Annotated in this window: 27 protein-coding genes; 23 read left to right on the top strand and 4 right to left on the bottom strand. The window is 40.0% G+C overall.

What is annotated here, in order from left to right; translation table 11 throughout:
• A partial coding sequence (locus J8L97_RS18515; protein ID WP_211052042.1) for a winged helix-turn-helix domain-containing protein occupies nt 1-230 on the bottom strand: 230 nt, incomplete at its 3' end.
• 135 nt (nt 231-365) lie between these two features.
• Here J8L97_RS18515 and mnmE point away from each other — a divergent pair.
• The 4 genes from mnmE (at nt 366) to J8L97_RS18495 (ending at nt 5289) form a co-directional block, all read left to right on the top strand.
• On the top strand, nt 366-1730 hold the full coding sequence (mnmE, locus tag J8L97_RS18510) for a tRNA uridine-5-carboxymethylaminomethyl(34) synthesis GTPase MnmE (protein WP_211052040.1): 1365 nt from the start codon (nt 366-368) through the stop codon (nt 1728-1730).
• A 152-nt stretch (nt 1731-1882) separates the two neighbouring features.
• Entirely contained in the window at nt 1883-2122 is a 240-nt protein-coding gene (locus J8L97_RS18505; RefSeq protein ID WP_211052038.1) for a hypothetical protein, read from the top strand.
• A gap of 51 nt (nt 2123-2173) precedes the next feature.
• Nucleotides 2174-2494, top strand: a complete 321-nt coding sequence (locus J8L97_RS18500; RefSeq protein ID WP_211052036.1) for a hypothetical protein — start codon at nt 2174-2176, stop codon at nt 2492-2494.
• A gap of 5 nt (nt 2495-2499) precedes the next feature.
• On the top strand, nt 2500-5289 hold the full coding sequence (locus tag J8L97_RS18495) for a hypothetical protein (RefSeq protein ID WP_211052034.1): 2790 nt from the start codon (nt 2500-2502) through the stop codon (nt 5287-5289).
• 199 nt (nt 5290-5488) lie between these two features.
• On the opposite strand, the gene J8L97_RS18490 is transcribed toward J8L97_RS18495, so the two are convergent.
• From J8L97_RS18490 to J8L97_RS18480, 3 genes are all read right to left on the bottom strand, one after another.
• The gene (locus J8L97_RS18490; RefSeq protein ID WP_211052032.1) at nt 5489-5977 is read right to left on the bottom strand and encodes a GIY-YIG nuclease family protein; all 489 of its coding nucleotides are present in this window, start codon (nt 5975-5977) and stop codon (nt 5489-5491) included.
• A 295-nt stretch (nt 5978-6272) separates the two neighbouring features.
• Nucleotides 6273-7592: a hypothetical protein gene (locus J8L97_RS18485; RefSeq protein WP_211052030.1), complete on the bottom strand. Its 1320-nt coding sequence runs from the start codon at nt 7590-7592 to the stop codon at nt 6273-6275.
• The gene (locus J8L97_RS18480; protein ID WP_211052028.1) at nt 7592-7858 is read right to left on the bottom strand and encodes a hypothetical protein; all 267 of its coding nucleotides are present in this window, start codon (nt 7856-7858) and stop codon (nt 7592-7594) included. The genes J8L97_RS18485 and J8L97_RS18480 overlap by 1 nt, the downstream gene beginning before the upstream one ends.
• A gap of 277 nt (nt 7859-8135) precedes the next feature.
• On the opposite strand from J8L97_RS18480, the gene J8L97_RS18475 reads away from it, so the two are divergent.
• The 19 genes from J8L97_RS18475 to J8L97_RS18385 all read left to right on the top strand — a co-directional run bounded on the left by J8L97_RS18475 (nt 8136) and on the right by J8L97_RS18385 (nt 26863).
• Nucleotides 8136-8759, top strand: coding sequence for a DUF927 domain-containing protein (locus J8L97_RS18475; RefSeq protein ID WP_211052026.1), 624 nt, complete (start codon nt 8136-8138; stop codon nt 8757-8759).
• The gene (locus tag J8L97_RS18470; RefSeq protein ID WP_247688732.1) at nt 8668-9777 is read left to right on the top strand and encodes a DUF927 domain-containing protein; all 1110 of its coding nucleotides are present in this window, start codon (nt 8668-8670) and stop codon (nt 9775-9777) included. Before J8L97_RS18475 ends, J8L97_RS18470 begins: the two co-directional genes overlap by 92 nt.
• 15 nt (nt 9778-9792) lie before the next feature.
• Nucleotides 9793-10200, top strand: a complete 408-nt coding sequence (locus J8L97_RS18465; RefSeq protein WP_138589428.1) for a helix-turn-helix domain-containing protein — start codon at nt 9793-9795, stop codon at nt 10198-10200.
• A 909-nt stretch (nt 10201-11109) separates the two neighbouring features.
• Nucleotides 11110-11556 (top strand): FMN-binding protein MioC, encoded by a 447-nt coding sequence (gene mioC / locus J8L97_RS18460; protein WP_211052024.1) that lies wholly within the window; start codon nt 11110-11112, stop codon nt 11554-11556.
• Between the two features lie 432 nt (nt 11557-11988).
• The gene (mnmG, locus tag J8L97_RS18455; protein ID WP_211052023.1) at nt 11989-13878 is read left to right on the top strand and encodes a tRNA uridine-5-carboxymethylaminomethyl(34) synthesis enzyme MnmG; all 1890 of its coding nucleotides are present in this window, start codon (nt 11989-11991) and stop codon (nt 13876-13878) included.
• A gap of 15 nt (nt 13879-13893) precedes the next feature.
• Nucleotides 13894-14514 (top strand): 16S rRNA (guanine(527)-N(7))-methyltransferase RsmG, encoded by a 621-nt coding sequence (gene rsmG, locus J8L97_RS18450; protein WP_211052022.1) that lies wholly within the window; start codon nt 13894-13896, stop codon nt 14512-14514.
• Between the two features lie 16 nt (nt 14515-14530).
• Nucleotides 14531-15316, top strand: coding sequence for a ParA family protein (locus J8L97_RS18445; protein WP_192509169.1), 786 nt, complete (start codon nt 14531-14533; stop codon nt 15314-15316).
• A gap of 15 nt (nt 15317-15331) precedes the next feature.
• Nucleotides 15332-16285 carry a ParB/RepB/Spo0J family partition protein gene (locus J8L97_RS18440; RefSeq protein WP_210997957.1) on the top strand — a complete coding sequence of 318 codons (954 nt, stop codon included), beginning with the start codon at nt 15332-15334 and terminating at the stop codon, nt 16283-16285.
• Between the two features lie 135 nt (nt 16286-16420).
• Nucleotides 16421-16801, top strand: coding sequence for an ATP synthase subunit I (locus J8L97_RS18435; protein WP_010366214.1), 381 nt, complete (start codon nt 16421-16423; stop codon nt 16799-16801).
• A gap of 15 nt (nt 16802-16816) precedes the next feature.
• A complete protein-coding gene (gene atpB, locus J8L97_RS18430; RefSeq protein ID WP_192509167.1) occupies nt 16817-17674 on the top strand; it encodes a F0F1 ATP synthase subunit A in 858 nt (285 codons plus the stop codon).
• 52 nt (nt 17675-17726) lie between these two features.
• Entirely contained in the window at nt 17727-17960 is a 234-nt protein-coding gene (atpE, locus tag J8L97_RS18425) for a F0F1 ATP synthase subunit C (protein ID WP_004335261.1), read from the top strand.
• A gap of 40 nt (nt 17961-18000) precedes the next feature.
• Nucleotides 18001-18471, top strand: a complete 471-nt coding sequence (atpF, locus tag J8L97_RS18420; protein ID WP_010366190.1) for a F0F1 ATP synthase subunit B — start codon at nt 18001-18003, stop codon at nt 18469-18471.
• A 14-nt stretch (nt 18472-18485) separates the two neighbouring features.
• Nucleotides 18486-19019: a F0F1 ATP synthase subunit delta gene (atpH, locus tag J8L97_RS18415; protein ID WP_010366188.1), complete on the top strand. Its 534-nt coding sequence runs from the start codon at nt 18486-18488 to the stop codon at nt 19017-19019.
• A 14-nt stretch (nt 19020-19033) separates the two neighbouring features.
• A complete protein-coding gene (gene atpA / locus J8L97_RS18410; RefSeq protein ID WP_010366186.1) occupies nt 19034-20575 on the top strand; it encodes a F0F1 ATP synthase subunit alpha in 1542 nt (513 codons plus the stop codon).
• Between the two features lie 58 nt (nt 20576-20633).
• The gene (gene atpG / locus J8L97_RS18405) at nt 20634-21494 is read left to right on the top strand and encodes a F0F1 ATP synthase subunit gamma (RefSeq protein WP_010366183.1); all 861 of its coding nucleotides are present in this window, start codon (nt 20634-20636) and stop codon (nt 21492-21494) included.
• A 32-nt stretch (nt 21495-21526) separates the two neighbouring features.
• Entirely contained in the window at nt 21527-22912 is a 1386-nt protein-coding gene (gene atpD, locus J8L97_RS18400; RefSeq protein ID WP_119862580.1) for a F0F1 ATP synthase subunit beta, read from the top strand.
• Nucleotides 22913-22923: 11 nt separating this feature from the next.
• Nucleotides 22924-23343: a F0F1 ATP synthase subunit epsilon gene (locus J8L97_RS18395; RefSeq protein WP_040698348.1), complete on the top strand. Its 420-nt coding sequence runs from the start codon at nt 22924-22926 to the stop codon at nt 23341-23343.
• 222 nt (nt 23344-23565) lie between these two features.
• Nucleotides 23566-25689 (top strand): winged helix-turn-helix domain-containing protein, encoded by a 2124-nt coding sequence (locus J8L97_RS18390; protein ID WP_211052021.1) that lies wholly within the window; start codon nt 23566-23568, stop codon nt 25687-25689.
• A gap of 1036 nt (nt 25690-26725) precedes the next feature.
• Nucleotides 26726-26863 (top strand): hypothetical protein, encoded by a 138-nt coding sequence (locus J8L97_RS18385; protein WP_210997955.1) that lies wholly within the window; start codon nt 26726-26728, stop codon nt 26861-26863.
• Nucleotides 26864-26913 lie beyond the last annotated feature (50 nt).

Raw genomic sequence — 26913 nt, 5'->3', positions numbered from 1 at the left:
TCACCAAGGTGTTTTCGTAACTCCTGGATACTCTGCGTTAAAGCGGCATCACGATATTCACTATGAAGCCATAGCTGTGAAAGTATCTCCTCTCGGCTCAATAATTTACCAGGCTGATCTAAAAATAATAAGAGTAATTGTGCGACTTTAGGTCGTAGAGTTACGATCTGCTCATCAACATGCAACTGCTCTAAAACAGGTTCAAATGTAAACTGTTTAAATTGATACACGTTTTCTTATATTCCCTATATACGCTAGTGCCCCTAATATACAAAAGCGTATGCATTATGTCATGGTTGTTAATAGCCCAGTTTGTCCCTTTGCTGTACAATTAAAAGTAATATAAACGCTTCATTAACGGCCTTATGAATACACAAGACACCATCGTTGCTCAAGCGACTGCACCAGGACGCGGCGGCGTAGGTATTATCCGCATATCAGGTGCATTAGCTTCTGACGTTGCGCAGCATATTATTGGGAAATGCCCAAAAACGCGCTATGCCGAATATTTACCCTTCAATACCTTAAAAGGTGAACAATTAGATCAAGGGATCGCACTCTATTTTGCAGGCCCTAATTCTTTTACTGGCGAAGATGTTTTAGAACTACAAGGCCATGGTGGCCCTGTTGTCATTGATATGCTACTCAAAGAAATTTGCCAAATATCTGGCGTGCGCTTAGCGCAGCCCGGTGAGTTTTCAGAACGCGCATTCTTAAACGACAAAATGGACTTAACACAAGCAGAAGCGATTGCTGATCTAATTAATGCCACTAGTGAACAAGCAGCAAAAAGTGCCCTTCACTCTTTACAAGGTGATTTCTCTAATCATATTAATACGCTGGTGGAGAAAGTTATCCATTTGCGTATGTATGTTGAAGCAGCTATCGACTTTCCAGATGAAGAAATCGACTTTTTATCTGACGGAAAAGTGAGTGGTGATTTAAACGCAATCATCGAACAACTTAATGAAGTCCGTAAACAAGCAAAGCAAGGCAGCATCATGCGCGAAGGTATGCGTGTCGTGATCGCGGGTCGCCCAAACGCAGGTAAATCTAGCTTACTTAATGCATTAGCTGGCCGCGAAGCCGCTATCGTGACAGACATTGCGGGTACCACCCGAGACGTACTGCGTGAACATATTCATATAGATGGTATGCCACTGCACATAATTGATACCGCAGGACTGCGTGATAGCCCTGACAAAGTAGAGCAAATTGGTATTGAACGTGCCTGGGATGAAATAACCCAAGCCGATCATGTATTGTTTATGGTCGATGGAACCGACACCGTTCACACTGATCCTATGCAAATTTGGCCTGAATTTATGGCGCGTCTCCCTCAAGGTATGGCAGTCACCGTCGTTCGCAATAAAATAGATTTATCGCAAGAAGCGGTCGGTATGTGTCAGCAGGATAACTACCCGGTATTACGTTTAAGTGCAAAAAATACTGACGGTATCAATTTGCTACGCGATCACTTAAAAGCCTGTATTGGCTTCCAGGGAGCTACGGAAGGTGGCTTTATGGCACGCCGTCGGCACTTAGATGCGTTAGAACGCTCAGCAGAACACTTAGATATAGGTAAAACGCAGTTAGAAATGCACATTGCAGGTGAAATTCTTGCAGAAGAGCTACGTTTAACGCAGCAATATTTAAACGAAATTACCGGTGAATTCACCTCCGACGATTTACTGGGTAAGATCTTCAGCTCATTTTGTATCGGTAAATAGAAAAAGAAAACAACATCCAAACAAAGGAAAGAAAAGTTAAAATAACTAATAATATCAATTTATTAGTTTATTTATTTTCTTTCCTTCTTATCCTTTGCCTGCTATTAATGCTCCACATAGTGCCCACCGCCATGGGCCATTTAGGAGCCATTATGAAAATCACGATTGAAAAGAAGTCAGCCGATACAAAAGGCCGCCAAGCACTTATGCTAACCAGGAACTTTGGTTCCGTTTTAAATGACCAGGGTAAGCGCGTTAAAAAGCGCAAGCGACAAAGTCTGGATCTGTATATTTATCAAAATCCTAAGGATAAGGTGCAACGAGATCACAATAAAACAGTGCTTGCTTTGGTTGAAAATATAAAAGCTCAGGTTGAAAAAGGGCAAATATGAGACAATATATTAGCTGTTAGAGCGCCTCTATTTTTAATGAAAGGAGTATTTATGGAATTTTTATCAGCAGCTGTTTTATCAGGTGTAGTGTATGACCTTATTAAACATCAGGTTCAGGTTACCGCAGAATCTTTGAAGGAAAAGCTTAGGGATTGGGTGATTGATGAAGCAGTTGCACCAGCCTTGGCTATAGAGATAGAAAAACTAGAACTCAATGACGAAATGAGTGAAAAAGCCATTGAGCGCCATATATCTGCGTCAACAGATATACAAAATATCTTGTCCAGCATAGTACCTAATACAACAAATGTGATCATTCAGCACCATAGTGGCACTGGTGACAACATCGGTGGCAACAAAATTATTAGGTAGGATACATGAGCAACGACAACACTCCTCCTCCTCAAATTGAGCAGGAGCACTCAGGAACTGGACATAACGTTGCTGGTGATCTGACAATTTATAATATAGACAATGTTGATCTATCTACAGAGCTAGCAATAGCGTCTCTAATCGGATGCTGGAATGAGAAGAATTCTAATGACATCAGCATAGTAGAAGCGCTGATCGACGAACCTTACAGTAGCTGGGTTAAAAAAGTTAGAGTGATAGAAGGGCTAGACAATAGTCCATTAATACATAACCGCGGAATTTGGAAATTCAAAGATAGGTTAAATACTTTCAAAACTGTTTCTTCAAGGTTATTTGATACACATATAGAGAACTTCAAGGCCACTGTGACTAAAGTATTGAGCACAATTGATACTCAATACGAATTGAAGCCAGAAAATCGATTTGCCGCTTCTATTTACGGTAAAGGATTCCCACACAGTACTGTAATAAGAGAAGGTCTTTCAGAAGGACTTGCGATAATTGCGACCGCTCAGAACGATTTAAGTAATTGTTCCAAAGGTATTGGCCAATTCATCGCCTCAGAAGTTGTTAGTTCAGTTTTATCTTGTACAGATTGGAAGCTGTGGGCTAGCACTCAGGATGTACAAATAATGCTTGCAGAAGCATCTCCCGATAGCTTCATCGATGCTGCTGAAAACGCAGTATCAAGTACAGAGAAGCCTTTCGATTCACTTTTTGCGCAAGAAGGTGATGGTGGGATCACTGGCAGAAACTATCTTACCGGCTTACTGTGGGCACTTGAAGGACTAGCTTGGTCGCCTGAATTGTTATCTCGTTCCCTTGTGCTTCTAGGAGAAATGGATAGCCATGATCCAGGTGGTAACTGGATAAACAGACCTTCTAACTCTATTGCAGCTATATTATTACCTTGGCTTCCTCATACAACTGCCAATATAGACCTTCGATTTGCGGCTTTTAATGCCTTGAAGAGAGAGTTCCCTGACACAGCGTGGAAAGTAATCTTACAACTTTTACCTGACAATATGAGAACAACATTTGGTACTCATACTCCTACATATCGTAAGTTTATACCCGATGACTTCGAAAAAGCTCCAAGTGGCGAAGAGTATAACAACCAAATTGTGCATTACTGCCAATCGGCTGTTGAGTTAGCAAAGCAAGATTCCATCAGAATTGCCGAATTAGTCGATAATTTAGCAAACTTAACTAAGACGGCGTTCGACAGTGCCATTGAGCTATTGGATAGTTTCGCCTCTTTCAATACTGACGATGAAGAAAAACTCAGTGTTTGGGAGCATTGTTTAGAAATACGTAATAAACACAAGAAGTTCTCCGATGCACAATGGGCGATGCCACAAGATCAGGTAGATAAATTATCGGAAGTTATACGTAGTCTTAAGCCTACTGATCACAGGTTGTTTAACAAACGACTCTTTGGTCAGAGGAGTTATGACTTATTTGAAGACAACGGAAATTGGCGAGAGCAAGAAGAAAAACTAGCTCAAATGAGGAATGAAGCTGTTACATCTATTTTTAAAGATTATGAGATTAGTGGTCTGCTAGAGTTTGCAGAAACTATATATAGACCTGACTTAGCAGGAAATGCAACCTCAGCTTCTGGCATCAACATTCCAATTGAATTGATGAAATCTTTAATAACTAATGATAATTCGTCATTCAAACAATTCATATCAGGCTATGTTTGGAGCAAAAACCATTTGGAAGGAACACCTTGGGTGAGGGATGTTATTACAAACTGGGAACATGATGAGCTAATACAATTGTTCCTTTTACTGCCATTCAATATGGAAACATGGGCTTTATTAGAAGCGACACTAGCAGGCAATGAAACTGCTTATTGGGAGAGCGCCTATTCCAATGCTTATCATTGCGACTCAACGGACGACAGTTACTACGCTGTGGACAAATTATTAGAAAATAATCGTCCTTTAGCAGCAATAGATTGCCTTTCAAGAGTTTTAAATTCTGATAAGTCGGTTGACGAAGCAAGAGCTATAACCGCCCTGTTAATGGCAATCAACACTTCAGAATCATCAAAAAGTATCGATGTATACCACTTAAGCGAGATAGTTAAATTCCTGCAAAAAAGTGACAATGTATCCTCTGACGATCTGGTTAAGATCGAGTGGGCCTATTTACCGTTAATCAATAGGAAGTCTAACGATGATATCTATCCGCAACAGCTGGAAAACAAATTGGCAAGCGAGCCTGAGTTTTTCTGTGAGATGATCCAGTTAGCCTTTCGCTCAAGTAATCAGGAAGAAATACCTGAGTTAAATGAAAGCCAAAAGAATATCGCAAATAACGCTTATGACCTACTAGATAGTTGGAACACTATTCCAGGGTCAGTCACAAAAGGTAACTTTGAAAAGGACACCTTTTATGATTGGTTCAATAAAGTAAAGGTATCTTGTGAAGAAACTGGACATCTAGGAGTTTCGTATCAAATTATAGGCAAAGCTCTCTTCGCCTCGCCTTCTGAACCTGACGTTTGCTGGATACATTCAGACCTAGCTGAGCTTTTGAATAGACGAGAACTCGATGATGTTAGAGTCGGATTTAGGAATGCTATTTATAATTCTCGTGGTACTCATTACGTAGATCCAGAGGGTAAACCAGAAATAGCTTTGGCCGATGATTACAAAACTAAAGCAAATCAAATAGAGCTTCTAGGCTTTCAGCGATTTGCCAGAATGTTAAGGGAAGTAGCTGAAAGTTATCAATCAGAAGCAGAATCAATAATAGAGCGGCACAGTAAAAGGCAAGATTAACTATATAAAGCCTATTGATTAAAAAAGAGAGAATTTGTACCTCTCTTTTAATTGAATAACTAGCAACAATCCAGCATTATGTTGTTAATGTAGCCTTTGAGGATAGTCGTATGGCAACGTACGCGCCCCCTGAAGACCGGGGGACTATCTTAAGAACTGGTGTGTGATCACTTTTCATTATAAATTCGGCATGCCGAATTTAAGAGAAACAAATATCAGCGAGACAAACTCTCAAAAGCTCGTTATAGCCAATTTCTGCTGACTCTCTCATGACGCAATCACTTTTTTTAAGTGGAAATCTAACTTTCCTATATTCAAAATCGTGATGATGTAGCAGAATTTCAAACTCAGGCCCTGTAACTACATCTTGTAAATCAGCTATTTCATCATAAGAAAAACCACTATTGACCTTATGTAGAATAGCTTCTAAAGCATGAAAAAACTCACTATTTCCAACGTACCATTCACCTTTATGGCTTTTAGGCAATAGCTTATGTAGTACTCCTTCAAGCCCTATGACTTCTTCTTCATACTTAGAACCAATAACAAATGCATGGCTTATATGATGAGGACAGCCTGTTTTAATATTAGCTAACCTGTTGTAAAGGTTTACTGTTTTTCCTATTTTAATGTAAGGGAATAAATCGCCATCACAAACAATCAAATACACAAAACACGAACTATTCAAAACAGTACCTTTTTATAGAATAATTCGGCATGCCGAATTATTCATTACAACCACTATCAATAATAAGAAGTACAAATTCTATCCTCTAAATACCTATCCCAGACAACATTAAGTAATTCAGTTAACATATTTAGTTCGTAATCGTCCAACAGCTCTTTATCTTGAAGAATAGAATCGAGGCTACGTAAACAAATATCTAATGAACCTGGGGTTACATAAACTTTTTCTTCAGTATTATTCAGTAATAAGCCTATTGTTTTATGAACAGGGCCTTCCGTTAATGAAAGGTTATTTCTTACATATGAGTTATCATAATCATGCATTGACTCTGTAACGTATGAACTAGCTCTCTAGCTTCAAATATATTAGTAATTCTCAAACCTATATTTCGACTCGGAGTCTTTGCGTGAGAACGACAAAAGTCATGGAGTTCACGATAGGTTATCTCAGGTTTACTTTTTCTAAATATTGAGAATATACCTTTTGTTTTTTCTTTTTGTCTTTGTTTTGCTTTGATCCACTGATATACAGTAGGGAATAGCACATCAAACAACCAGTTATGAGTGTATTCAGCACACCACGCCTTCCTAGGGGAAATTTCAACAGGTTCTCCTATAAGGTCATTTAAAGGTTCCCAACCAAGGTAAAGATCTGTGGCGTATACACTTTGATCTGTATAAGGGAACAGTATTAAATGATAACCTACATCTAAGTTTGCTGTATTCTTGTTCACATATACTTTTACACATCCAGGTGCGGCATCAAATATGTGCATATCAGAATTTCCTTTCGATATGTCAAACTCATTGACGTAATCAATTACAGCTCTCCAAAACCACCTTTCAATCATGCATAACTTAAAGACAAACTGCTCGTCATTTAGTCGATCAAACCTAGCTGTTTTCCATTCCGACTCCAAAGCCACTGTACTATCAACATAGTTTTCCCATGCTTTATTAATAATCCAATCTAGGTCTATTAATTCCTCTTCTTGCAGAGTAAGCCTTGCGTCCGGAAGAACTAATACGTACTTATTTTCTTGAGAAGGAAATTTTTGAATCAATGATGTTTCTTTTATTGTCTTACAATGTGCTCTTTCTTGCATATACCTTATAAGGGCTTTTCCATCACAGGCAATAGACACTCCATTTAAGTCTGAACGAGTAAATGAGAAACACGCACTTTGGGTAACCTTTTTTTTCCTAGGAAAGAATACATCTAACCTAACAGTTTGATTTTCTATGAATGTGCAATCGTCAAGACGAACACATTTTTTGATGCCAAAAGAATAGGGATACTTATCTTTATAAAGGATTTCGGAACAAAACTTTTCAGCAATAGCTGTTCCGTAATATTTTTCCGTAATAAATTTGGCTCGTCTTAATTTCTCTTGCAATACATGATAATCCCATAAAGTAGGAATTATCCCCCTTACAATCAGCGACTTTTCGGCATCATGCCAATCATCAACTAACTTTGTATCACTTTTAATGGAGGCAGAGGTACAAAGAATGTATTCCTGATATTCCGGAGAATCACATTCATCCAGAAATTTAGCCACCAACTTTTTAATATCGCTCGGTTTTACTTTTGTATATCTTTTACATTGCGCCACTACTTTTTTAACGATGATAAGTCAAGGCCAACAATATCAATGCCATATTGCTTCTGCCCCTGCCTCCCATAGATATTCATTCCTCTAATGTTATCTAAAGTATATTCATCATTTAGCAGCTCCAAGCATAATGCTTCAAATAGCTCCCAAGATTGATTCAACGGTAACTCTCTAAGCTTAGGATCGATAACCTCTTGGCTATTTTTCCCTGCTTTTAAAATAATCTCAGATGGTGAAACCGTTTCATTGCTAGCACAAGTACTCAATTCAATCCTCAACTATATTTCATTGTCTTAAAAGTAACCTTTTCAGAATACTGTTTATAAAACCAGTACTCAAGCTAATAATTCGGCATGCCGAATTATTTTGGTCAAATAAACACCTCCGAGTCTCTACATCCCTTATAAATAGGTAAATAAACCCCTTTAAACATACCCTAGCTTTTTCAAGACGCTCCCTAGTCTTCTGTGCGTAAATATACCTAGAGAAAACAAAAGCAAAATAAAGGAAAGTCACTAGTTGACTTTTCGTCGGGGATAAAAAATGTACGAATCAAGAGATGATGGCCTTTATGAAATCAGACATGATTCTGATCCAATCAAACTATGCGGTCCAATCCAGGTTAAGGCTATCGTTTCGGATAAAGCCAGGAGGAATGGGTTTGGCCTACTATTAGAATGGAAAAATTTGGTAGGAAATACTTTTCAAGAAGTACTTCCCATGGAAGAAATTGACGACTACTCAGCTAAGAAATTAAGGCAGAGATTACGCCGATCTGGATTTGTCATTTCTCCACGTCGGAATAGCTGGGATAAAGTGCTCTGCTATTTGCTAGAAACTAAAGTTGAAGAACATGCGATTAGCTCGCATACAACGGGTTGGGTAGATAATAGTTTTGTTACGCCAGGTTGGACTGTAAACAACGGTGATGAAAAAGTTATTTTTGCCGGTTCGACCAATACAGAACACTTAGCTATCCGTGGCTCTCTAGAAAGCTGGAAAGATCAGGTCGGCACTCTATGCCAAGATAACCCTGTTGCTTATATTCTCTATTTGCACAGCTCTCGCAGCACCATTGATCCACTGGTTATCTTGGGACAGTTGCGGTTTTCATCTCGTTGGCCAATCCAAGTCTGGAAAAACAACGGCAATGCAAGTGGCTGCTAGTGTATGTTCAAATGAGAGCTACTGGGATACATGGCGTTCGACGGCAAATGGCCTTGAGGCTATTTCCGCTAGCCGCAACGACATGTTGCTTTGCCTAGATGAGTTTCACCAAGCATCTCCTGAGGATGTAGATCAAGCTATTTATATGCTGGCAAATGGTGTATCTAAATTACGAAGCAACCAAGATGGTTCGTTAGCCGCTAGAAATAGATGGAGGCTGTTATTCCTAAGCACGGGCGAAATTGGGCTTAGTGAAATGCTGTTTAAGATCAAACAAGAGGTAAAAGCCGGTCAACTTATTCGCTTCAACGAGATCCCCATTATCGGCAGATATGGCGTTTTTGATCACCTCCACGGCTTCAAATCAGCAAAACTATTTGCTGATGAACTTAGAGATCGTGTTAAAAACAACCATGGTTCACTTCTTCATCCCTGGCTAATTCATTTAAGTAATTTGCGAAATATACCTCAATTCTTACGCCTGAGAATAGAAGAACTAACGGACAAGTGGAAAATTGAAAGGGCAGGTAACCAAGTGGGGTATGCACTAGACAGATTTGCACTCTTGGCAGTAGCTGGTGAATTAGCAATCCAATTTGGCCTAGTTCCCTGGTCAAAAGGAGATGCTGAAGAGCAATTCATCATCAGAAAAACCCCGCATGCTATAAAGACTTGGAACAGAAGACTAGCGCAGCCAGGAAAAGAACTGACTCCTGACCTCGCTGGCTACTGGAAGTATGAAAACAATGAAGTCACCTGGTATGTGACAAGGGATAGCTTCAGAAACGGGTTCGGGCTGAAACAAGCTAACGCACGAAAAATACTTGAACTATCGACTCTTTTAGCAAAAAAAGAATGGCTTCAAACCAATGAGACTAGTAGAGGTACTTTCAAAATTAAACTGTCCCTCTCCGGTGAATCTAATAAGCAAGAAAGGTATTACAAAATCTACCCTCAGCGTATTTGTACAGATTTATCCCTCAATATCGAGTTTCCCAAAAACATATCCCAACAATAAGAGGTTGAATTATAAATGGTTTCCCAAATTCCCAGCATCCCAAGCTTTTTAGACGACAATGGCCATAATGAGTTGCCCACTACAACAGGTACAACCGACATCGAAAAACAGGTGATCGAACCTCACAATAACGTAGATGTAAAAGAACTAATAAAAGGGGAATTTCAGAAAATTACTCTATCTCTGAAAAAAGTCTTAACATTTGATGACTGCGCAGAATACACTGGGCTTAGCAAAGGTTATCTATACAAGTTGACACATGGCCGTCAGATCCCACATTTTAAACCCAGCGGTAAAAAGATCTATTTTGATCGAGAAGAAGTAGATCGTTGGCTTTTAAGCAACCGAGTTATGACCAGTGATGAAGTGCAAGATTTTGCAAAAAACGAAGTTGATAGGCTAAATAAAGCTCTTCGGAAATAGAGCTTAGGAAAACAAAAGAAAGTAAAATCAACCTCTGAACACCATAATTTTATTTTGATTAGATTTTGTTATGCGAACCTGGGCCACTTTTGGCCCACTCAATTGAGTGTAACAATCTAATATTTATATAAACTTTACTTTTTGTATCGGAAAATAATACGTACACCGCAGTTAAAACCTTAAAAGATCTAGCCCCTTTAAGGTTTTAATTAAGGCTTTTCTATACCCATAGGTATTCTAATAACTCGTCGTTTAGTATATTTACCATACTAGCCAGAAATATCACAGGCTAAAAATCGAGCGTTATTTATCGGACATAACATCATAAGTAACAATAGATTAAAGACAGAAAATAGATTTTGATCCGAATATAAGCATACCTATTTTATAATTTGTAAACAATTCCAACACAGACAACCCCGCTGACTACTCAATTCCACAGCTCATGCCAAACCATTAGTCCAAATAGCTAGCAAATCAGTCAAAATCTAACCGTTCAAATAACAGCTTCGATCAAATTTAAATGTTTTTAGACTTTTTTAATATATAGATCTAACTTAATAGATCTAAAAAAACAGATCTACATCAAAGACTTGATCGTTATACACATTCAATTTGTCCACATCATGAAAATCATCCTCATTCAAACCAAATTTAGCCAAAATCATCATATAATGCATTCATTGAATAAAACTTATCGAAAAGATATTCTCAGTTTATCCACATAAACCTCACTTTATAAGCGCGTGGAATATTTTATTTAAAACTTAAAATTCAACAACTTATATTAATACAGTTTGTTTTGAGCAATAAACACACGTCATTTTTTATCCAATCAAACTTCCCCCCTCTTTACTTCTTCCACAGGCACGATATTATGGCGGCATTAAAAAGACTTGATCAATTACAATGCCACAAATAGAGATCGTCGTAGGTAGCCAAATGGGATCAGCAGAATATGTTGCTGATCAAATAAAAGAAGACCTAGATAATCAAGGGTTTACTGTAAATTTACAAGAACAACCGGACCTCACTCAGTGTGGATATAATGTATGGCTGGTCGTTACATCAACTTACGGTGCGGGTGACTACCCGGAAAACTTATTGCCTTTTATTGATCAAATAAATCAACAAGATAATTTGGATGGTATTCAGTTTGCTGTTATCGGCATTGGTGATACAAGCTATGACACTTACAATTATGCAGCTAAAAACATCGCTAAACTATTGATTAATAAAGGAGCAAGTGAAATATTGCCGACTTTAGAGATCAATATACTCGATGAATCTCTACCAGAAGACACTGCGCTGGCTTGGCTACCACAATTCAGTGATAGGCTTACGGTATATTCATAGGCACCAACAGATCTTTTACACAGATGTTGTTCACATTTTTGCTTTTTTTTAGATCGTATTGTGGATAACCTTTGATCTACTTGCTGATCTAGCCATAGTTATCCTTGGGATAATTATAAGTTAATCTGACCCTGTGTATAAATCGTTGTTTTGATCAGAGCTTATTAGATGCTTGATCCGATCCTATTCACATCAATTGATCTGATCTAAGTTATTGCTATTAAATAGATATTAAACCTTACTCACAGATATTGAGTTCAGTAGTAGTAAGATCTAATAAAGATCTTTAAAAAGATCTTATTTATATTAAAAGATCTCTTTTTGGGTTTTTTCTTGTTGGTTACTATTTAGTCATTTCACTTCTGAGTATTTCTAGGTAGAATACGCATCCTTTCAAAATCTAACCGGTAATTTTTAAGTAGGATCCCGTAAATGATTTATCATGAACATTTTGACGTTATTGTAGTTGGTGGCGGACACGCAGGTACTGAAGCTGCGCTTGCTGCTGCTAGAATGGGTATGAACACTTTATTGTTAACACACAATATGGATACTCTGGGTCAGATGTCATGTAATCCCGCAATTGGTGGCATCGGCAAAGGACATTTAGTTAAAGAAATTGACGCGCTTGGTGGAGCTATGGCGAAAGCGATAGACAAAGGTGGCATTCAATTTAGAACACTCAACTCTTCGAAAGGTCCAGCGGTTAGAGCAACACGAGCACAAGCAGATCGTGTTTTATACAAAGCTGAAATTCAAAGTATTTTACAAAATCAAGAGAACCTGAAAATCTTTCAACAATCTTGTGATGATTTAATTGTTGAGCAAGACCAAGTAAAAGGCGTTGTAACTCAAATGGGGTTACGTTTTAGTGCTAATTCAGTGGTACTTACTGTAGGTACATTCTTAGGTGGACAAATTCACATTGGCATGGAAAATTTCAAAGGTGGAAGAGCTGGCGATCCGCCTTCAATTGCACTTGCTGAGCGTTTGCGTGAACTTCCATTTCGTGTTGATAGATTAAAAACCGGTACACCACCGCGTATTGACGCCAGAACAGTTGATTTCTCTGTGATGCAAACACAGCCTGGCGATACGCCCACACCCACTTTTTCATTTATGGGTAAACATTCAGATCACCCACAACAGATCCCTTGTTATATCACTTATACCAATGAAAAAACACATGATGTGATCCGTGATAATTTACACCGTTCTCCTATGTATGCTGGTGTTATTGAAGGGATTGGACCGAGATACTGTCCTTCGATTGAAGATAAAATAGTGCGTTTTGCAGATAAAGATAAACATCAGATCTTTGTTGAACCCGAAGGACTTACTTCTTATGAATTATATCCTAATGGCATTTCCACCAGCTTACCCTTCGATGTGCAGTTGCAAATAGTACAGTCAATTAAAGGATTTGAAAGTGCACATATTTGTAGGCCCGGTTATGCAATTGAATATGACTTTTTCGATCCGAGAGATTTAAAACAATCTTTAGAAACTAAATTTATTAGCGGCTTATTTTTCGCTGGGCAAATAAATGGAACTACCGGTTATGAAGAGGCTGGTGCACAGGGTCTTATTGCTGGTATGAATGCTGCGTTACAAGTGCAAGGCAAAGATGCGTGGACACCACGTCGAGATCAAGCATATACCGGCGTTCTAATTGATGATTTGGCAACGTTGGGAACAAAAGAACCCTATCGAATGTTTACCAGCCGTGCTGAATATAGGTTACTTTTACGTGAAGATAACGCCGATTTACGTTTAACAGAGAAAGGTCGAGAGCTTGGCTTAGTTGATGATGAACGATGGGCTGCATTTAATGATAAACTTGAGGTTATGGAACAAGAATCACAACGTTTAAAAGCAACGTGGATCCATAAAGATCACCCATCAATTGATCAAGTTAATGAGTTACTTAAAACACCATTAACTCGTGAAGCCAGTTTAGAAGATCTGATCCGTCGCCCAGAGATCAACTATCATGATCTTATGGCTATTGAAGGTTTAGGATCTGATGCTACGAATATTCAAGCACTTGAACAAGTTGAGATCCAAACGAAATATGCTGGATACATTGCACGTCAGCAAGATGAAATCAATAAACAACTGCGGCATGAAGAATCATTGCTACCAAAAGAGTTTGATTATAGTCAGGTAAGTGGTTTATCAAATGAGGTTGTTGCAAAGTTAACTGATGCTCGACCTGACACTATTGGTCAAGCTTCTCGTATTTCTGGTATCACCCCGGCGGCGATTTCGCTATTATTAGTGTATCTGAAAAAGCAAGGGCTGTTGCGCAAATCAGCGTAACGGCAATGGGATCTCGTGTTACATCAACAACTATCTTCTTTATTAGCGCAAACGGATATTGTGCTAACTGAACGCCAACAACAGCAACTTGTGCAGTATGTTGAATTATTAGACAAATGGAATAAAGCTTACAACTTAACTTCTATACGTAACCCGAACGAAATGGTGGTTAAACACATCATGGACTCTTTGATGGTTGCACCTCACCTATCGGGTAAGCATTATATTGATGTGGGTACGGGTCCTGGATTACCGGGTATCGTATTAGCCATTGCATTACCAGAAACACAATTTGTATTACTTGATAGCCTTGGTAAACGAGTGCGTTTTTTAATGCAAGTAAAACATGCGCTTGGCTTAGATAATGTCACGCCAGTGCAGTCTCGTGTTGAAGATTATCAACCAAGTGTTAAATTAGATGGTGTGCTGAGCCGTGCTTTCGCATCTTTACTAGATATGGTGCAATGGTGTGAGCATTTAATTGATAATTCAGGTCGCTTTATTGCGCTAAAAGGTCAATTTCCTGAGCAAGAGTTAGAAAACTTGCCGGCGGGTGTGCACTTTGAGCATAAGATTAGCTTAGAAGTTCCTGAACTGGATGCTGAGCGACATTTAATTATTCTTTCTAAAGATTAAGCTTTTTGAGGGCACTGTGGCAAAAGTTATTGCAATTGCAAACCAAAAGGGTGGCGTTGGCAAAACCACCACGGCTGTAAATTTAGCCGCATCGATGGCTGCGACCAAACGTAAAGTCCTACTTATTGACTTAGACCCGCAAGGGAATGCGACAATGGGAAGTGGCGTTGATAAATATAGTGATGTACCCACAATTTATGATTTGTTAATTGAAGAATTAGCTATTTCTGAAGTGATCAGTACAGAAACGTCTGGAGAATATCACTTAATTGCAGCAAATGGGGATGTTACGGCTGCTGAAGTTAAATTGATGGAATTATTTGCGCGAGAGGTGCGTTTAAGAAATGCACTGGAGTCCATCCAAGATCAATATGAGTTTATATTTATTGACTGTCCACCTTCATTGAATATGTTGACGGTGAATGCGATGGCCGCTGCAGATTCAATTCTTGTGCCGATGCAGTGTGAATATTATGCATTGGAAGGGTTAACTGCCTTGATGGATACCATTACCCAATTAGCTAAATTAGTAAATCCAAATTTACAGATTGAGGGGATTTTACGTACCATGTATGATCCACGTAATCGTTTAGCCAATGATGTTTCTGAACAATTAAAACAGCATTTTGGTGAAAAAGTATATCGTACTGTGATCCCACGTAATGTACGATTAGCCGAAGCGCCGAGTTTTGGTGCACCAGCAATGTACTACGATAGGGCATCAAGTGGTGCAAAAGCGTATTTGGCGTTAGCTGGGGAAATGTTGCGTCGAAAAGAAAAGCAATCTGCTGCGGTTGCCTAAGAGGATAATAATAACATGTCGGTTAAAAAACGTGGTTTAGGCCGAGGTTTGGACGCTTTATTGAGCTCTGCAAAACCGGCTCCTTCATCTGAGCCTGTTGCCATTGATATCGTGGAAGATGTCAAAAGCGATGTTACCGAGAAGCACATTGACAGTAAAATTGAACATACTGATGGTGAGTTGCAACGGTTGCCGATTGAATATTTACGGCCAGGAAAATATCAACCTCGTAAAGACATGTCGGAACAAGCGCTTGAAGAACTGGCTGGTTCAATTCGTTCACAAGGCATATTACAGCCTATTGTTGTGCGCCATATCAGTGATACGGATTATGAAATTATTGCTGGTGAACGACGTTGGCGAGCTGCGCAATTAGCACAATTAAATGTTGTGCCTTGTATTTTGAAACAGGTGGCTGATGAGGCTGCGGTTGCTATCGCACTAATAGAGAATATTCAGCGTGAAGATCTCAACGCGATGGAAGAAGCGGTCGCATTGCATCGCTTGCTTACAGAGTTTGAATTAACGCATCAACAAGTGGCTGAAGCGGTTGGTAAATCACGTACCACAGTGACAAATCTACTACGTCTCAATAATCTCAATGATGATGTTAAAATTTTGTTGGAGCATGGTGACATCGAAATGGGCCATGCTCGGTGCTTATTGGCACTCTCTGGAGAAGCGCAATCTGAGGTTGCCCGTACCGCTGTAGCAAAAGCCCTGACAGTCCGTGAAACAGAGAAACTGGTACGTAGTATTTTAACCCCTGTGGATAAAAAAGAAACAAAGGAAAAGGACCCAGATGTCAAATTGTTAGAACAACAATTAGGCGAAAATCTAGGTGCTAAAGTGGAAATTAATTATAATAATCGAGGTAAAGGCAAGTTGGTGATTTCTTATACTAGCTTAGATGAACTCGATGGCATTTTGGGCCGCATTCATCCAGACATGCAACAACCGCCTGAATGACCAATAAATAAACAATGGTGGTGCTGAAAAAGCGCCACTATTCGTCTCTTCAAGTTGCAAAATCACCAAAAATAAGTATAATTTCGCCAGTTTTCATACCCTGATTAAGTTTAAGGTCATAAAGGTTAATAAAAAGTGACTCATTCGTTAGCTGGCCCGTATAGACGAGCCGCATTAAAAGGCGTATTACTTCAGGGTATCGTAGCAATCGTCGCTGCAGTAATAGTTTTAATAGCTTGGGGAGTGCATGCGGGGGCATCTGCAATAGCCGGTGGCCTAGTTTCAGTACTTCCTAGCTTAGTGTTCGCTTTATACGCCTTTAGATATATGGGCGCGAGTAAAGCAGAGCAAGTATTTGACTCGATAAAACGAGGCAATGGATTAAAGTTTTTGCTGACTGTGTGTTTGTTCGCACTGGTATTTAAGTATTTTTCAGTCATGGCATTGCCATTTTTTTGCTGTTATATACTGGTGATGTTCACACAATGGTTGGCACCGATTTTTTTTAATCATTAACTTTTGGGATAAAACATGGCTGCAGAAGAAGTTACTCTATCAAGCCATATTCAGCATCACTTGACCAATGCCAAGATGTGTTCGACCGACGCCGGTCTTGCCTTCAATAAAGCATGCGCGGACAGTGGTTTCTGGACATGGCACGTAGATACCCTCGCATGGTCAATCGGGTTAGGTCTGATATTTTTATGGATCTTCCGTAGTGCCGCTACTAAATCTACCACAGGTGTACCTGGTAAATTTCAGTGTTTCATTGAAATGATCGTGGAGTTCGTTGGTGACAACGTACGTGACACTTATCATGGTAGTAGCAAACTTATAGCTCCATTAGCTCTAACAATTTTTGTTTGGGTGTTCTTAATGAACCTAATGGACTTAATACCTGTAGATTTCTTACCTGCATTCGCTGGTGTTGTTGGTGAAACCGCATTTGGTATGGATTCTCACGATGTGTACATGAAGATTGTACCAACCACTGATATCAACTTGACCGCAGCGCTTGCAATTGGTGTGTTCTTATTGATGATCGGGTACTCAATTAAAATCAAAGGCATCGGTGGCTTTATTAAAGAGCTTACGTTGCACCCGTTCAGTTCAGATAACAAACTGGTTCAAGTACTTTTGATCCCGTTTAACTTGCTACTAGAGACGATAGCACTGGTTGCTAAGCCGTTCTCGTTAGCGCTTCGTTTGTTTGGTAACTTATACGCTGGTGAGTTGATTTTCATCTTGATCGGCGCAGTTGGTTTAATGCAACTACCGTTGCACTTTATTTGGGCTGTTTTCCACATCTTGGTAATCGTTCTGCAAGCATTCGTATTTATGATGCTTACAATCGTATACCTAAGCATGGCAAGCTCAGATAATCATTAATTTTTATTTTATATTTTAACTTTAATTTACAATTGAAACTTTGGAGAAAAAAATGGAACTAGTATTAGGTCTTAAGTACATCGCAGTTGCTTTACTTATCGGCTTCGGTGCTATCGGTACAGCGATTGGCTTCGGTAACATGGGTGGTAAATTCCTTGAAGCATGTGCTCGTCAGCCTGAACTTGCGCCTTCACTACAGGTTAAGATGTTCATCCTAGCTGGTCTAATCGATGCTGTTGCAATGATCGGTGTTGGTATCGCGATGGTATTGTTGTTCGTACTTTAATTTAACTTTGAACAGCTTACTATTTTAAGGAGGAGCGGTTGTGAACTTAAACGCCACTCTTATCGGTGAATTAATTGCGTTTACGGTCTTCGTATTATTTTGTATGAAGTTCGTATGGCCACCACTAAATGGTGCAATTGAAGCTCGCCAGAAAAAAATCGAAGATGGTTTAGCTGCCTCTGATAAAGCCGAAAAAGAACTTGAACGTGTGCGTCTAGAGGCTGCAGAGCAGTTGACAGAAGCAAAAACTCAAGCGGCTGATATCATTGATCAAGCTAAAAAGCGTGCAGCGTTAATTGTTGACGAAGAGACAACTCGTGGTCAGCAAGAGCGTGAGAAAATTATTGCTCAAGGACACTCTGAAGTTGAATCAGAGCGTAGCCGTGTGACAGAGGACCTGCGTAAGCAAGTTGCTACTCTGGCAGTGGTTGGCGCTGAGAAGATTTTAGAGCGTGAAATCAATCAAGCCGCACACAGTGACATCGTTGAAAAACTTGTCGCTGAGCTGTAACGGAGGGTATGAGCATGTCTGAATTGACTACTATCGCTCGCCCATACGCTAAAGCGGCTTTTGAACTTGCTGTTGAAAAAGGCAATGTTGACGCTTGGAATGACATGTTGTTCTTCGCTGGCCAAGTGGCCAGCGATGAGCAAGTGGCTTCTTTGCTTGCAAGCATGCCAACTGCTGCAGAACAAACTGATGTATTACTGAAAGTGTGTTCTGAGCAACTCAACGAACAGGGTCAGAATCTTATCAAGCTGATGGCCGAAAATGAGCGTTTAGCCGCCATTCCAGCAGTTGCTGATATTTTTGCTGAATTTAAAGCAGAATATGACAAAGAAATCGACGTTGACGTGATTTCTGCAACTGAACTTGCTGGTGAACAGCAAGACAAATTGGTCGCGGCACTTGAAAAACGTTTCGCACGCAAAGTTAAGCTGAATTGTAGCATCGACGAAGCCGTAGTTAGCGGCCTTGTGATCAAAGCTGGTGACACCGTTATTGACGGAACTGTCCGTGGCAAACTTGACCGCCTAGCGGCCTCGCTACAATCGTAATTGGGAAAATGAGCATGCAACTTAATTCCACAGAAATTTCTGCGCTGATCAAACAACGTATTGAGCAGTTTGAAGTTGTAAGTGAAGCACGTAACGAAGGTACAATTGTATCTGTTACAGATGGTATCATCCGCATCCACGGTCTAGCTGACTGTATGCAAGGTGAGATGATCGAGCTTCCTGGCAACCGTTATGCTATCGCACTAAACCTTGAGCGTGACTCAGTAGGTGCAGTAGTAATGGGTCCTTATGCCGACCTTAAAGAAGGCGTAAAAGTACAATCTACTGGTCGTATCCTAGAAGTACCTGTTGGTCGTGGTCTACTTGGTCGTGTTGTAAACACACTTGGTCAGCCTATCGATGGTAAAGGCGCACTAGATAACGACGGTTTTGAACCTGTTGAGAAAATTGCACCAGGCGTAATCGAGCGTCAATCAGTAGACGAGCCAGTACAAACTGGTTATAAGTCTATCGATGCAATGATCCCAGTTGGTCGTGGTCAGCGTGAGCTGGTTATCGGTGACCGTCAGACTGGTAAAACTGCACTAGCAATCGATGCAATCATCAACCAAAAAGGCACAGGCGTTAAGTGTGTGTACGTAGCGGTTGGTCAGAAAGCATCTACGATTGCAAACGTAGTACGTAAACTTGAAGAACATGGTGCACTTGAAAACACAATCGTTGTTGTTGCATCAGCTTCAGAATCAGCAGCGCTACAATTCTTAGCGCCATTTGCTGGTTGTACTATGGGTGAATACTTCCGTGACCGCGGTGAAGATGCACTAATCGTATATGATGACCTGTCTAAGCAAGCTGTTGCTTACCGTCAGATTTCATTGCTATTGAAGCGTCCACCAGGTCGTGAAGCATACCCAGGTGACGTATTCTACCTTCACTCGCGTCTTCTAGAGCGTGCATCGCGTGTAAACGCTGATTACGTAGAGAAGTTCACTAACGGTGAAGTGAAAGGTAAAACAGGTTCATTGACAGCATTGCCTATCATTGAAACTCAAGGTGGTGATGTTTCTGCATTCGTACCTACTAACGTTATCTCAATCACCGATGGTCAGATCTTCCTAGAAACTGACTTATTCAACGCAGGTATCCGTCCGGCAGTAAATGCTGGTATCTCGGTATCTCGTGTTGGTGGTGCTGCGCAAACGAAAATCGTTAAGAAACTAGGTGGTGGTATCCGTCTAGCGCTAGCTCAATACCGTGAACTAGCAGCGTTCTCTCAGTTCGCTTCTGACCTTGACGATGCAACTCGTGCTCAACTTGAGCATGGTGAGCGCGTAACTGAGCTAATGAAGCAGAAACAATACGCACCAATGTCTGTTGCTGAAATGTCTCTGTCTCTATTTGCAGCTGAGAAAGGCTTCCTACAAGACATCGAAATCGCGAAAATCGGTGACTTCGAAGAAGGCCTAATTGGTTTTGCAAACAGCACATACGCAGAGCTAATGGCTCAAATCAATGAAACAGGTAACTACAACGCCGAGATCGAAGCGCAGTTGAAAGAACTTCTTGAGAAGTTCAAGTCAACGCAAACTTGGTAATTTAGTTATGCATGGTGGGTGTTATCGCTAACACTCACCTTGATTCGGAGAGAGAGTCATGGCCAGCGGAAAAGAGATTAAAAGCAAGATCGGGAGTATTAAAAATACTCAGAAGATCACCAGCGCAATGGAAATGGTTGCCGCTTCTAAAATGAAGCGTGCGCAAGACCGTGTGGCGTCAAGCCGTCCATATGCTGAGAACTTACGCAAAGTGATCGGTCGTGTTGCTCAAGCTAATCTTGACTTCCATCATCCGTTCTTAGAAGAACGTGATGTGAAGCGAGTTGGTTATATTGTTATCTCTACTGACCGTGGTCTGTGTGGCGGTTTGAACACGAATGAGTTCAAAAAAGTGACACAAGACGTTCAAGCTTGGAAAGAAAAAGGCGTAGACGCAGAATATGCAACGCTAGGTGGCAAAGCTGCTGGTTTCTTCCAACGCTTCGGTGGTCAACTACTCGCTAAAAAAGCGGGTCTTGGAGATGCACCTTCAATTCAGGATGTAATTGGTCCTGTAAAAGTAATGCTTGATGCATTCGCTGAAGGAAAAATTGACCGTTTATTCGTGGTATACAACAACTTTGTAAATACCATGAAGCAAGAGCCAGTAATCGATCAGTTATTACCTTTGCCAAAAGCTGAAGAAGAAGTATCAGCTCACGCTTGGGACTACTTGTACGAGCCAAACCCAGAGGCTATTTTAGAGACTCTGTTAGTACGCTTCATTGAATCACAAGTGTACCAAGGTGTAGTTGAGAATGCTGCCTCTGAACAGGCTGCCCGTATGGTTGCGATGAAAGCCGCAACTGATAATGCTGGTGACCTAATTGATGAGCTGCAACTGATTTATAACAAAGCACGTCAAGCTGCAATCACACAAGAGATCAGTGAGATTGTTAGTGGTTCGGCTGCGGTATAACGCTTCGGCAAAGTTTAACGAGAGGAATAGACATGAGTTTAGGTAAGGTCGTCCAAATTATCGGCGCCGTTGTGGACATTGAGTTCCCACAAGATAGCGTGCCAGCTGTGTATGAAGCAGTAAAAATTACAGAAGGCGACTTAGTTGGTTTGACTCTAGAAGTTCAACAACAACTAGGTGGCGGCGTAGTTCGTGCAATCGCACTAGGTACTACTGACGGTTTACGTCGTAGCACTTCAGTAGAAGGCACAGGCGAGCCAATTAAAGTTCCAGTAGGTACAAAGACCCTTGGTCGTATCATGGACGTATTGGGTCAGCCAATCGATGAAGCAGGTCCAATTGGTGAAGACGAGCGTATGTCAATTCACCGTGCAGCCCCTTCATATGAAGAGCAATCAAGTTCAATTGAACTACTAGAAACAGGTATCAAGGTAATCGACCTTGTATGTCCGTTCGCTAAAGGTGGTAAAGTTGGACTATTCGGTGGTGCCGGTGTAGGTAAAACCGTAAACATGATGGAACTTATCCGTAACATCGCAATCGAGCACAGTGGTTACTCTGTATTCGCAGGTGTTGGTGAGCGTACTCGTGAGGGTAACGATTTCTATCATGAAATGAACGATTCAAACGTACTTGATAAAGTATCGCTTGTATACGGTCAGATGAACGAGCCTCCAGGTAACCGTTTACGTGTTGCATTGACTGGTCTTACTATGGCAGAGAAGTTCCGTGACGAAGGTCGTGATGTACTTTTCTTCGTAGATAACATCTACCGTTACACACTTGCAGGTACAGAAGTATCAGCACTTCTAGGTCGTATGCCATCAGCGGTAGGTTACCAGCCTACACTAGCTGAAGAAATGGGTGTACTTCAGGAGCGTATCGCGTCGACTAAAGCTGGTTCAATCACATCAATCCAAGCGGTATACGTACCTGCGGATGATTTGACGGATCCATCTCCTGCTACAACCTTTGCTCACTTAGACGCAACAGTTGTACTTTCACGTGATATCGCATCTCTTGGTATTTACCCAGCGGTAGATCCACTAGATTCATCATCTCGTCAGCTTGACCCACAAGTAATTGGTCAAGAGCACTATGATACTGCACGTGGCGTTCAGACAGTTCTTCAGCGTTATAAAGAGCTTAAAGACATCATCGCAATTCTAGGTATGGACGAGCTATCTGATGAAGATAAGCAAGTGGTATCTCGTGCACGTAAAATCCAACGTTTCCTATCTCAGCCGTTCTTCGTTGCTGAAGTATTCACAGGTGCGTCAGGTAAATACGTTTCACTGAAAGACACTATCGCAGGCTTCAACGGCATCTTAAACGGTGAGTATGATGATCTGCCAGAGCAAGCTTTCTACATGGTTGGTTCTATCGACGAAGCAGTTGATAAAGCAAAAAACATGTAATTTAGGGGGTTATTATGGCAATGACAGTACAACTTGACGTAGTAAGTGCAGAACAGAGTGTATTCTCTGGTAGCGTCGCTACAATTCAAGTGACAGGTAGTGAAGGTGAGTTGGGTATTCACCCAGGTCACGCCCCACTCCTGACTGGCCTAAAACCTGGTATGGTACGTTTAGTTAAAGCAGACAGCAGCGAAGAGATCATCTACGTTGCTGGCGGCACATTAGAGGTTCAACCACAAACAGTAACTGTCCTTGCTGACGTTGCTATCCGTGGTGAAGACCTAGATGAGCAAGCCGCTGAAGAAGCTAAGCGTGAAGCGCAAACTCAAATGGCATCAGGGGCAGCTTCAGAGCTTGACCACCAAGCTGCCGCGGCACAACTGGCTGAAGCGATTGCTCAGCTACGCGTTATCCGTCAATTGCGCAAATAAGTACAAACCTATCTGGTTTAAAAAGCCCACACCTTTTGGTGTGGGCTTTTTGTTTACAATCATTATACATATATAGATAAATATATTTTATTCCCTTCAATTTTCACAGTTTAAAAAATTATTATTGTTACTAATACACTAACAACTTTGTAATAAAAAGTTGTGTTCACTGTACCATTCGATAGAATAAACAGATTACTCATAATTATATTGCTTTGAACAATGAATGAAGTTAGCTTTTCCAGGAAGGTCAAAGAGGTTAAATTTGGCGAGTGGAGTCTAGATCCAAAACGTCAAACTATTCATGACGGAGAAGTAGAACGAGAGCTTGAACCTTTATTGTTTAACATACTATGCTATCTGGCGATCAATTGTGAGCAGATTATTACCAGACAAGATCTTGTTGATGATGTTTGGAAGCAAAATTATGTAGATGATAATGCCATTAATAGAGCGATGTCTGAACTTAGAAAGGTGCTTAAGTCTGAGCGGCAAAAAGGCATTATCGTAAAGACACACTATCGAAAAGGGTATAGTTTCTTTCTTGAACCAATTATTATTTATCATCAATCCAGCACGGATAAAAATCAAGAAATAAACAAAAAAGAAAGTGCAGGTAGAGAGCAAAATAATGCGATAGAGCTTGAAAAATCAACATCAAAACGTGGTTCTTCCAGTGTAAAGAAAGCGGTAATTATGACTTTTTTTACCGTCGTACTTTCGGCAGCTGCATATCAAGGATACCGCTTTAAAACTGATGTTAAAGTACAACAAAAAAGTATCGAAGAAAGTGTACTGTCTTGGTTACCAGGGCGATATACCTTACTCACATTATCTCCAGATAAAAAGCAGGTGGCTTTTTCATTCATTCCAAACGATAGCCAACATTATTCATTGGTGGTTAAAGGACTTAATGGCGGCCAAGAAAAGCGGCTAGGAGAGGAGGGGGTTAATTACCTTCCGCTAGGGTGGTCGGTAGACTCCAATGCTATTTTTTATCGCGCAACAACAAAAGATAAATGCCAAGTCTGGCGCTTGAATGCTGACTTTAATTCAGATAATCAGTTTTTATTTGATTGTAACTTAAATGACAGTATGACGGGGGGCGGTGCCGGCAATAATCGGTTTATTTATTCCAAAACAGGGTACAGAAATAGGGATGAATTAGCCGCATTGGTCAATCGAAGCTTAGCGACTGGCGATGAATTTCAAATTACATCACCAAACCTCAACTCGTATGGTGACCGTTTCTTATCGTATATTCCAGGTAAAGAGCTCATTCTATTTGAGCGACGCCAATATGATATCAATGAGTTATATGTGACAGACCCTGATGGTGGAAATCAAGAGAAACTATTTGAGACATCGCATCGAATATGGGCTGTTACTTATGATGAGCCATCAGGAATGTTGGTTTGGTTAGATAATACTGAAAATATCGTCTACGAATATGATTTATTTAATCGCAAGATACATAGTATTGTTGAATTAGAAACAGATAAAACCTATGCCAGCTTTCAAGCGTTCGATAAAGATTCGCTATTACTAGTCAGTTATCCTTTTTTGAGAGATATCCATCAATTTAATTTGCAAACTAATGACGTTAGTATTGTGGATGAAAGTGATTATGAAGATCGCTCAGGAATAGAAGTTGATGATGGGTACTTATTCTTAACTCGACGAGGCAGTGAGAGCTTCATTAGTTTTACACAAAAAAGCAGCAATGAACGACAACCACTTCAAATCCCTAAAGGGCGTCTTAGCGCAATTCGTTATAATTACGATACGGAACAACTTTTGTTGCAACACGCTGACAAAATAGAGCTGTATGATTACAAAACATTACGTTTAGTCGATACTATTCGTACTGAAGGCACCGTTATTTCTGCCGAGTTTCTTGGCAAAGAACAAATAGGCTTTGTTGTTGTTAGTGATAAAAAAATAAAAAGCAAAACATTTAGATATTCAATTAATGATAAAAAGAAAGTAGAGGTTCCAGCCTTAACCTCTTTATGGATTGGCCATTTAAATGAGTCTACTTTGGTTTCGCTCTCATCAAATGATAAAGTTGTGCTCTATGATGTATTCTCTGGAGAGCAAATAGAGCAATATGAATTACCTCAGGCAAAGTACAAGCATTCTATTACTGTAGGTCACGGCAATATTTATTATTCTGATGGGGAAAAGGTATATAAAATCAACCGTGATGACTCTGAGAGTATAGAGGAGTTATATAATCCCGGCTCAGTCATCGGTGGTGTTCAATACTCTGAGATAAATGACAATATCCTATTGGATATTATTACGGTATCAGAGAACCAGTTACTAAAAATAGCGCTTAAGTGAAATAACCTTTTCGTATCTAGGTGACTTAAAAATTACCGATTTGATTTATGGGTATCTTTAACATTTTCTACCAGTGGGATAACCCATAATAAACTTCAACCTTTGGCTGCTTACTTTCAGTATGTTAAGAGAAGGAGGTTGTGCTCACGGGTAGGTAACACAGGACTTTGTTTGCTGTAGCACAGATTTATATTCACTCCTTTCGATAAATTCTTGTCCACACGTTCCTGGATCAATACTCTGCTTTCACTTAGTGTCGAGCGTGTTTATAACTGGTTGGCAAAACATGATATTTGCGGTGTTTTATTTCTGTGTTTTTGTAGTGCCAAACTGAAGAGTACCTATTTGCAAATAGCGCCGAGTTTGAATAGCTCTATTTTAAGTGCTGACTTATTGAGTTTATAAGATGCTTATTTGCAAGGTCTATGGCGTAATACTTGATATGATGTGTGAAAGCCTAACCCTTTGGCATATTAAATAACATCAAATAACGATTCTTTGCCAGATAGTTTGGTCAATCTGATATCCCTTTCTAAACAAAAATATGTGACAGGTTGCATGACATTGCACCCTTACTACTGCACCGAGTAAATCTACACTTCATTACTTTGTTATTAAACAGTCATTGCGCTGCTTAAAAGCAACTCATGATAATTGATTTACACTTATACGACTATCAGTTTGCACTTTATCTCTATACGTATTCGTTAATTTCATACCGTACATCGCTTTATTTTAGCAAGCTTTTTGAGTTTTTATACTGGTTGACACTCAATCGTAACTTATTAAGCGCTTTGCAGCTGTGGCAAGGCATATATAGAAGGGCAATTTTTAAAGTTGATGGAAACAATTTTAAGTATGAAATGATTTTTCAATATTATCAAAAGCGAACTTTGTTATTTAAGTATACAAATCAATTGCCTGCGTTAAATGTTATGGGTGATATATAAGATTTTATAATTACCTAAAAACAGTGAAATTGTTTAATCTGTAGTTACTCACAAAGCAGCAGTATATAAATTACGAGAATAAAAACATGATGAAACTGACACTGAAAACGAAAAAGATAAAGAAGCTACTTATTGAACCGACCTTAGATGCAAAGCAAACACAGCGTATCGCGGGTGGTACGAATACCGACACTATTACACGTACAGTACAAAACCCGAACTAAATTTTAATGTGGCACCTGACTAATAACAATAACAAGGCATAGCGTGATGA

Source organism: Pseudoalteromonas sp. MMG012 (assembly GCF_018100875.1).
Lineage (GTDB): Bacteria > Pseudomonadota > Gammaproteobacteria > Enterobacterales > Alteromonadaceae > Pseudoalteromonas > Pseudoalteromonas aurantia.
The sequence above is the reverse complement of the archived record's forward strand: the minus strand, read 5'-3'. Positions and strand labels throughout refer to the sequence as shown.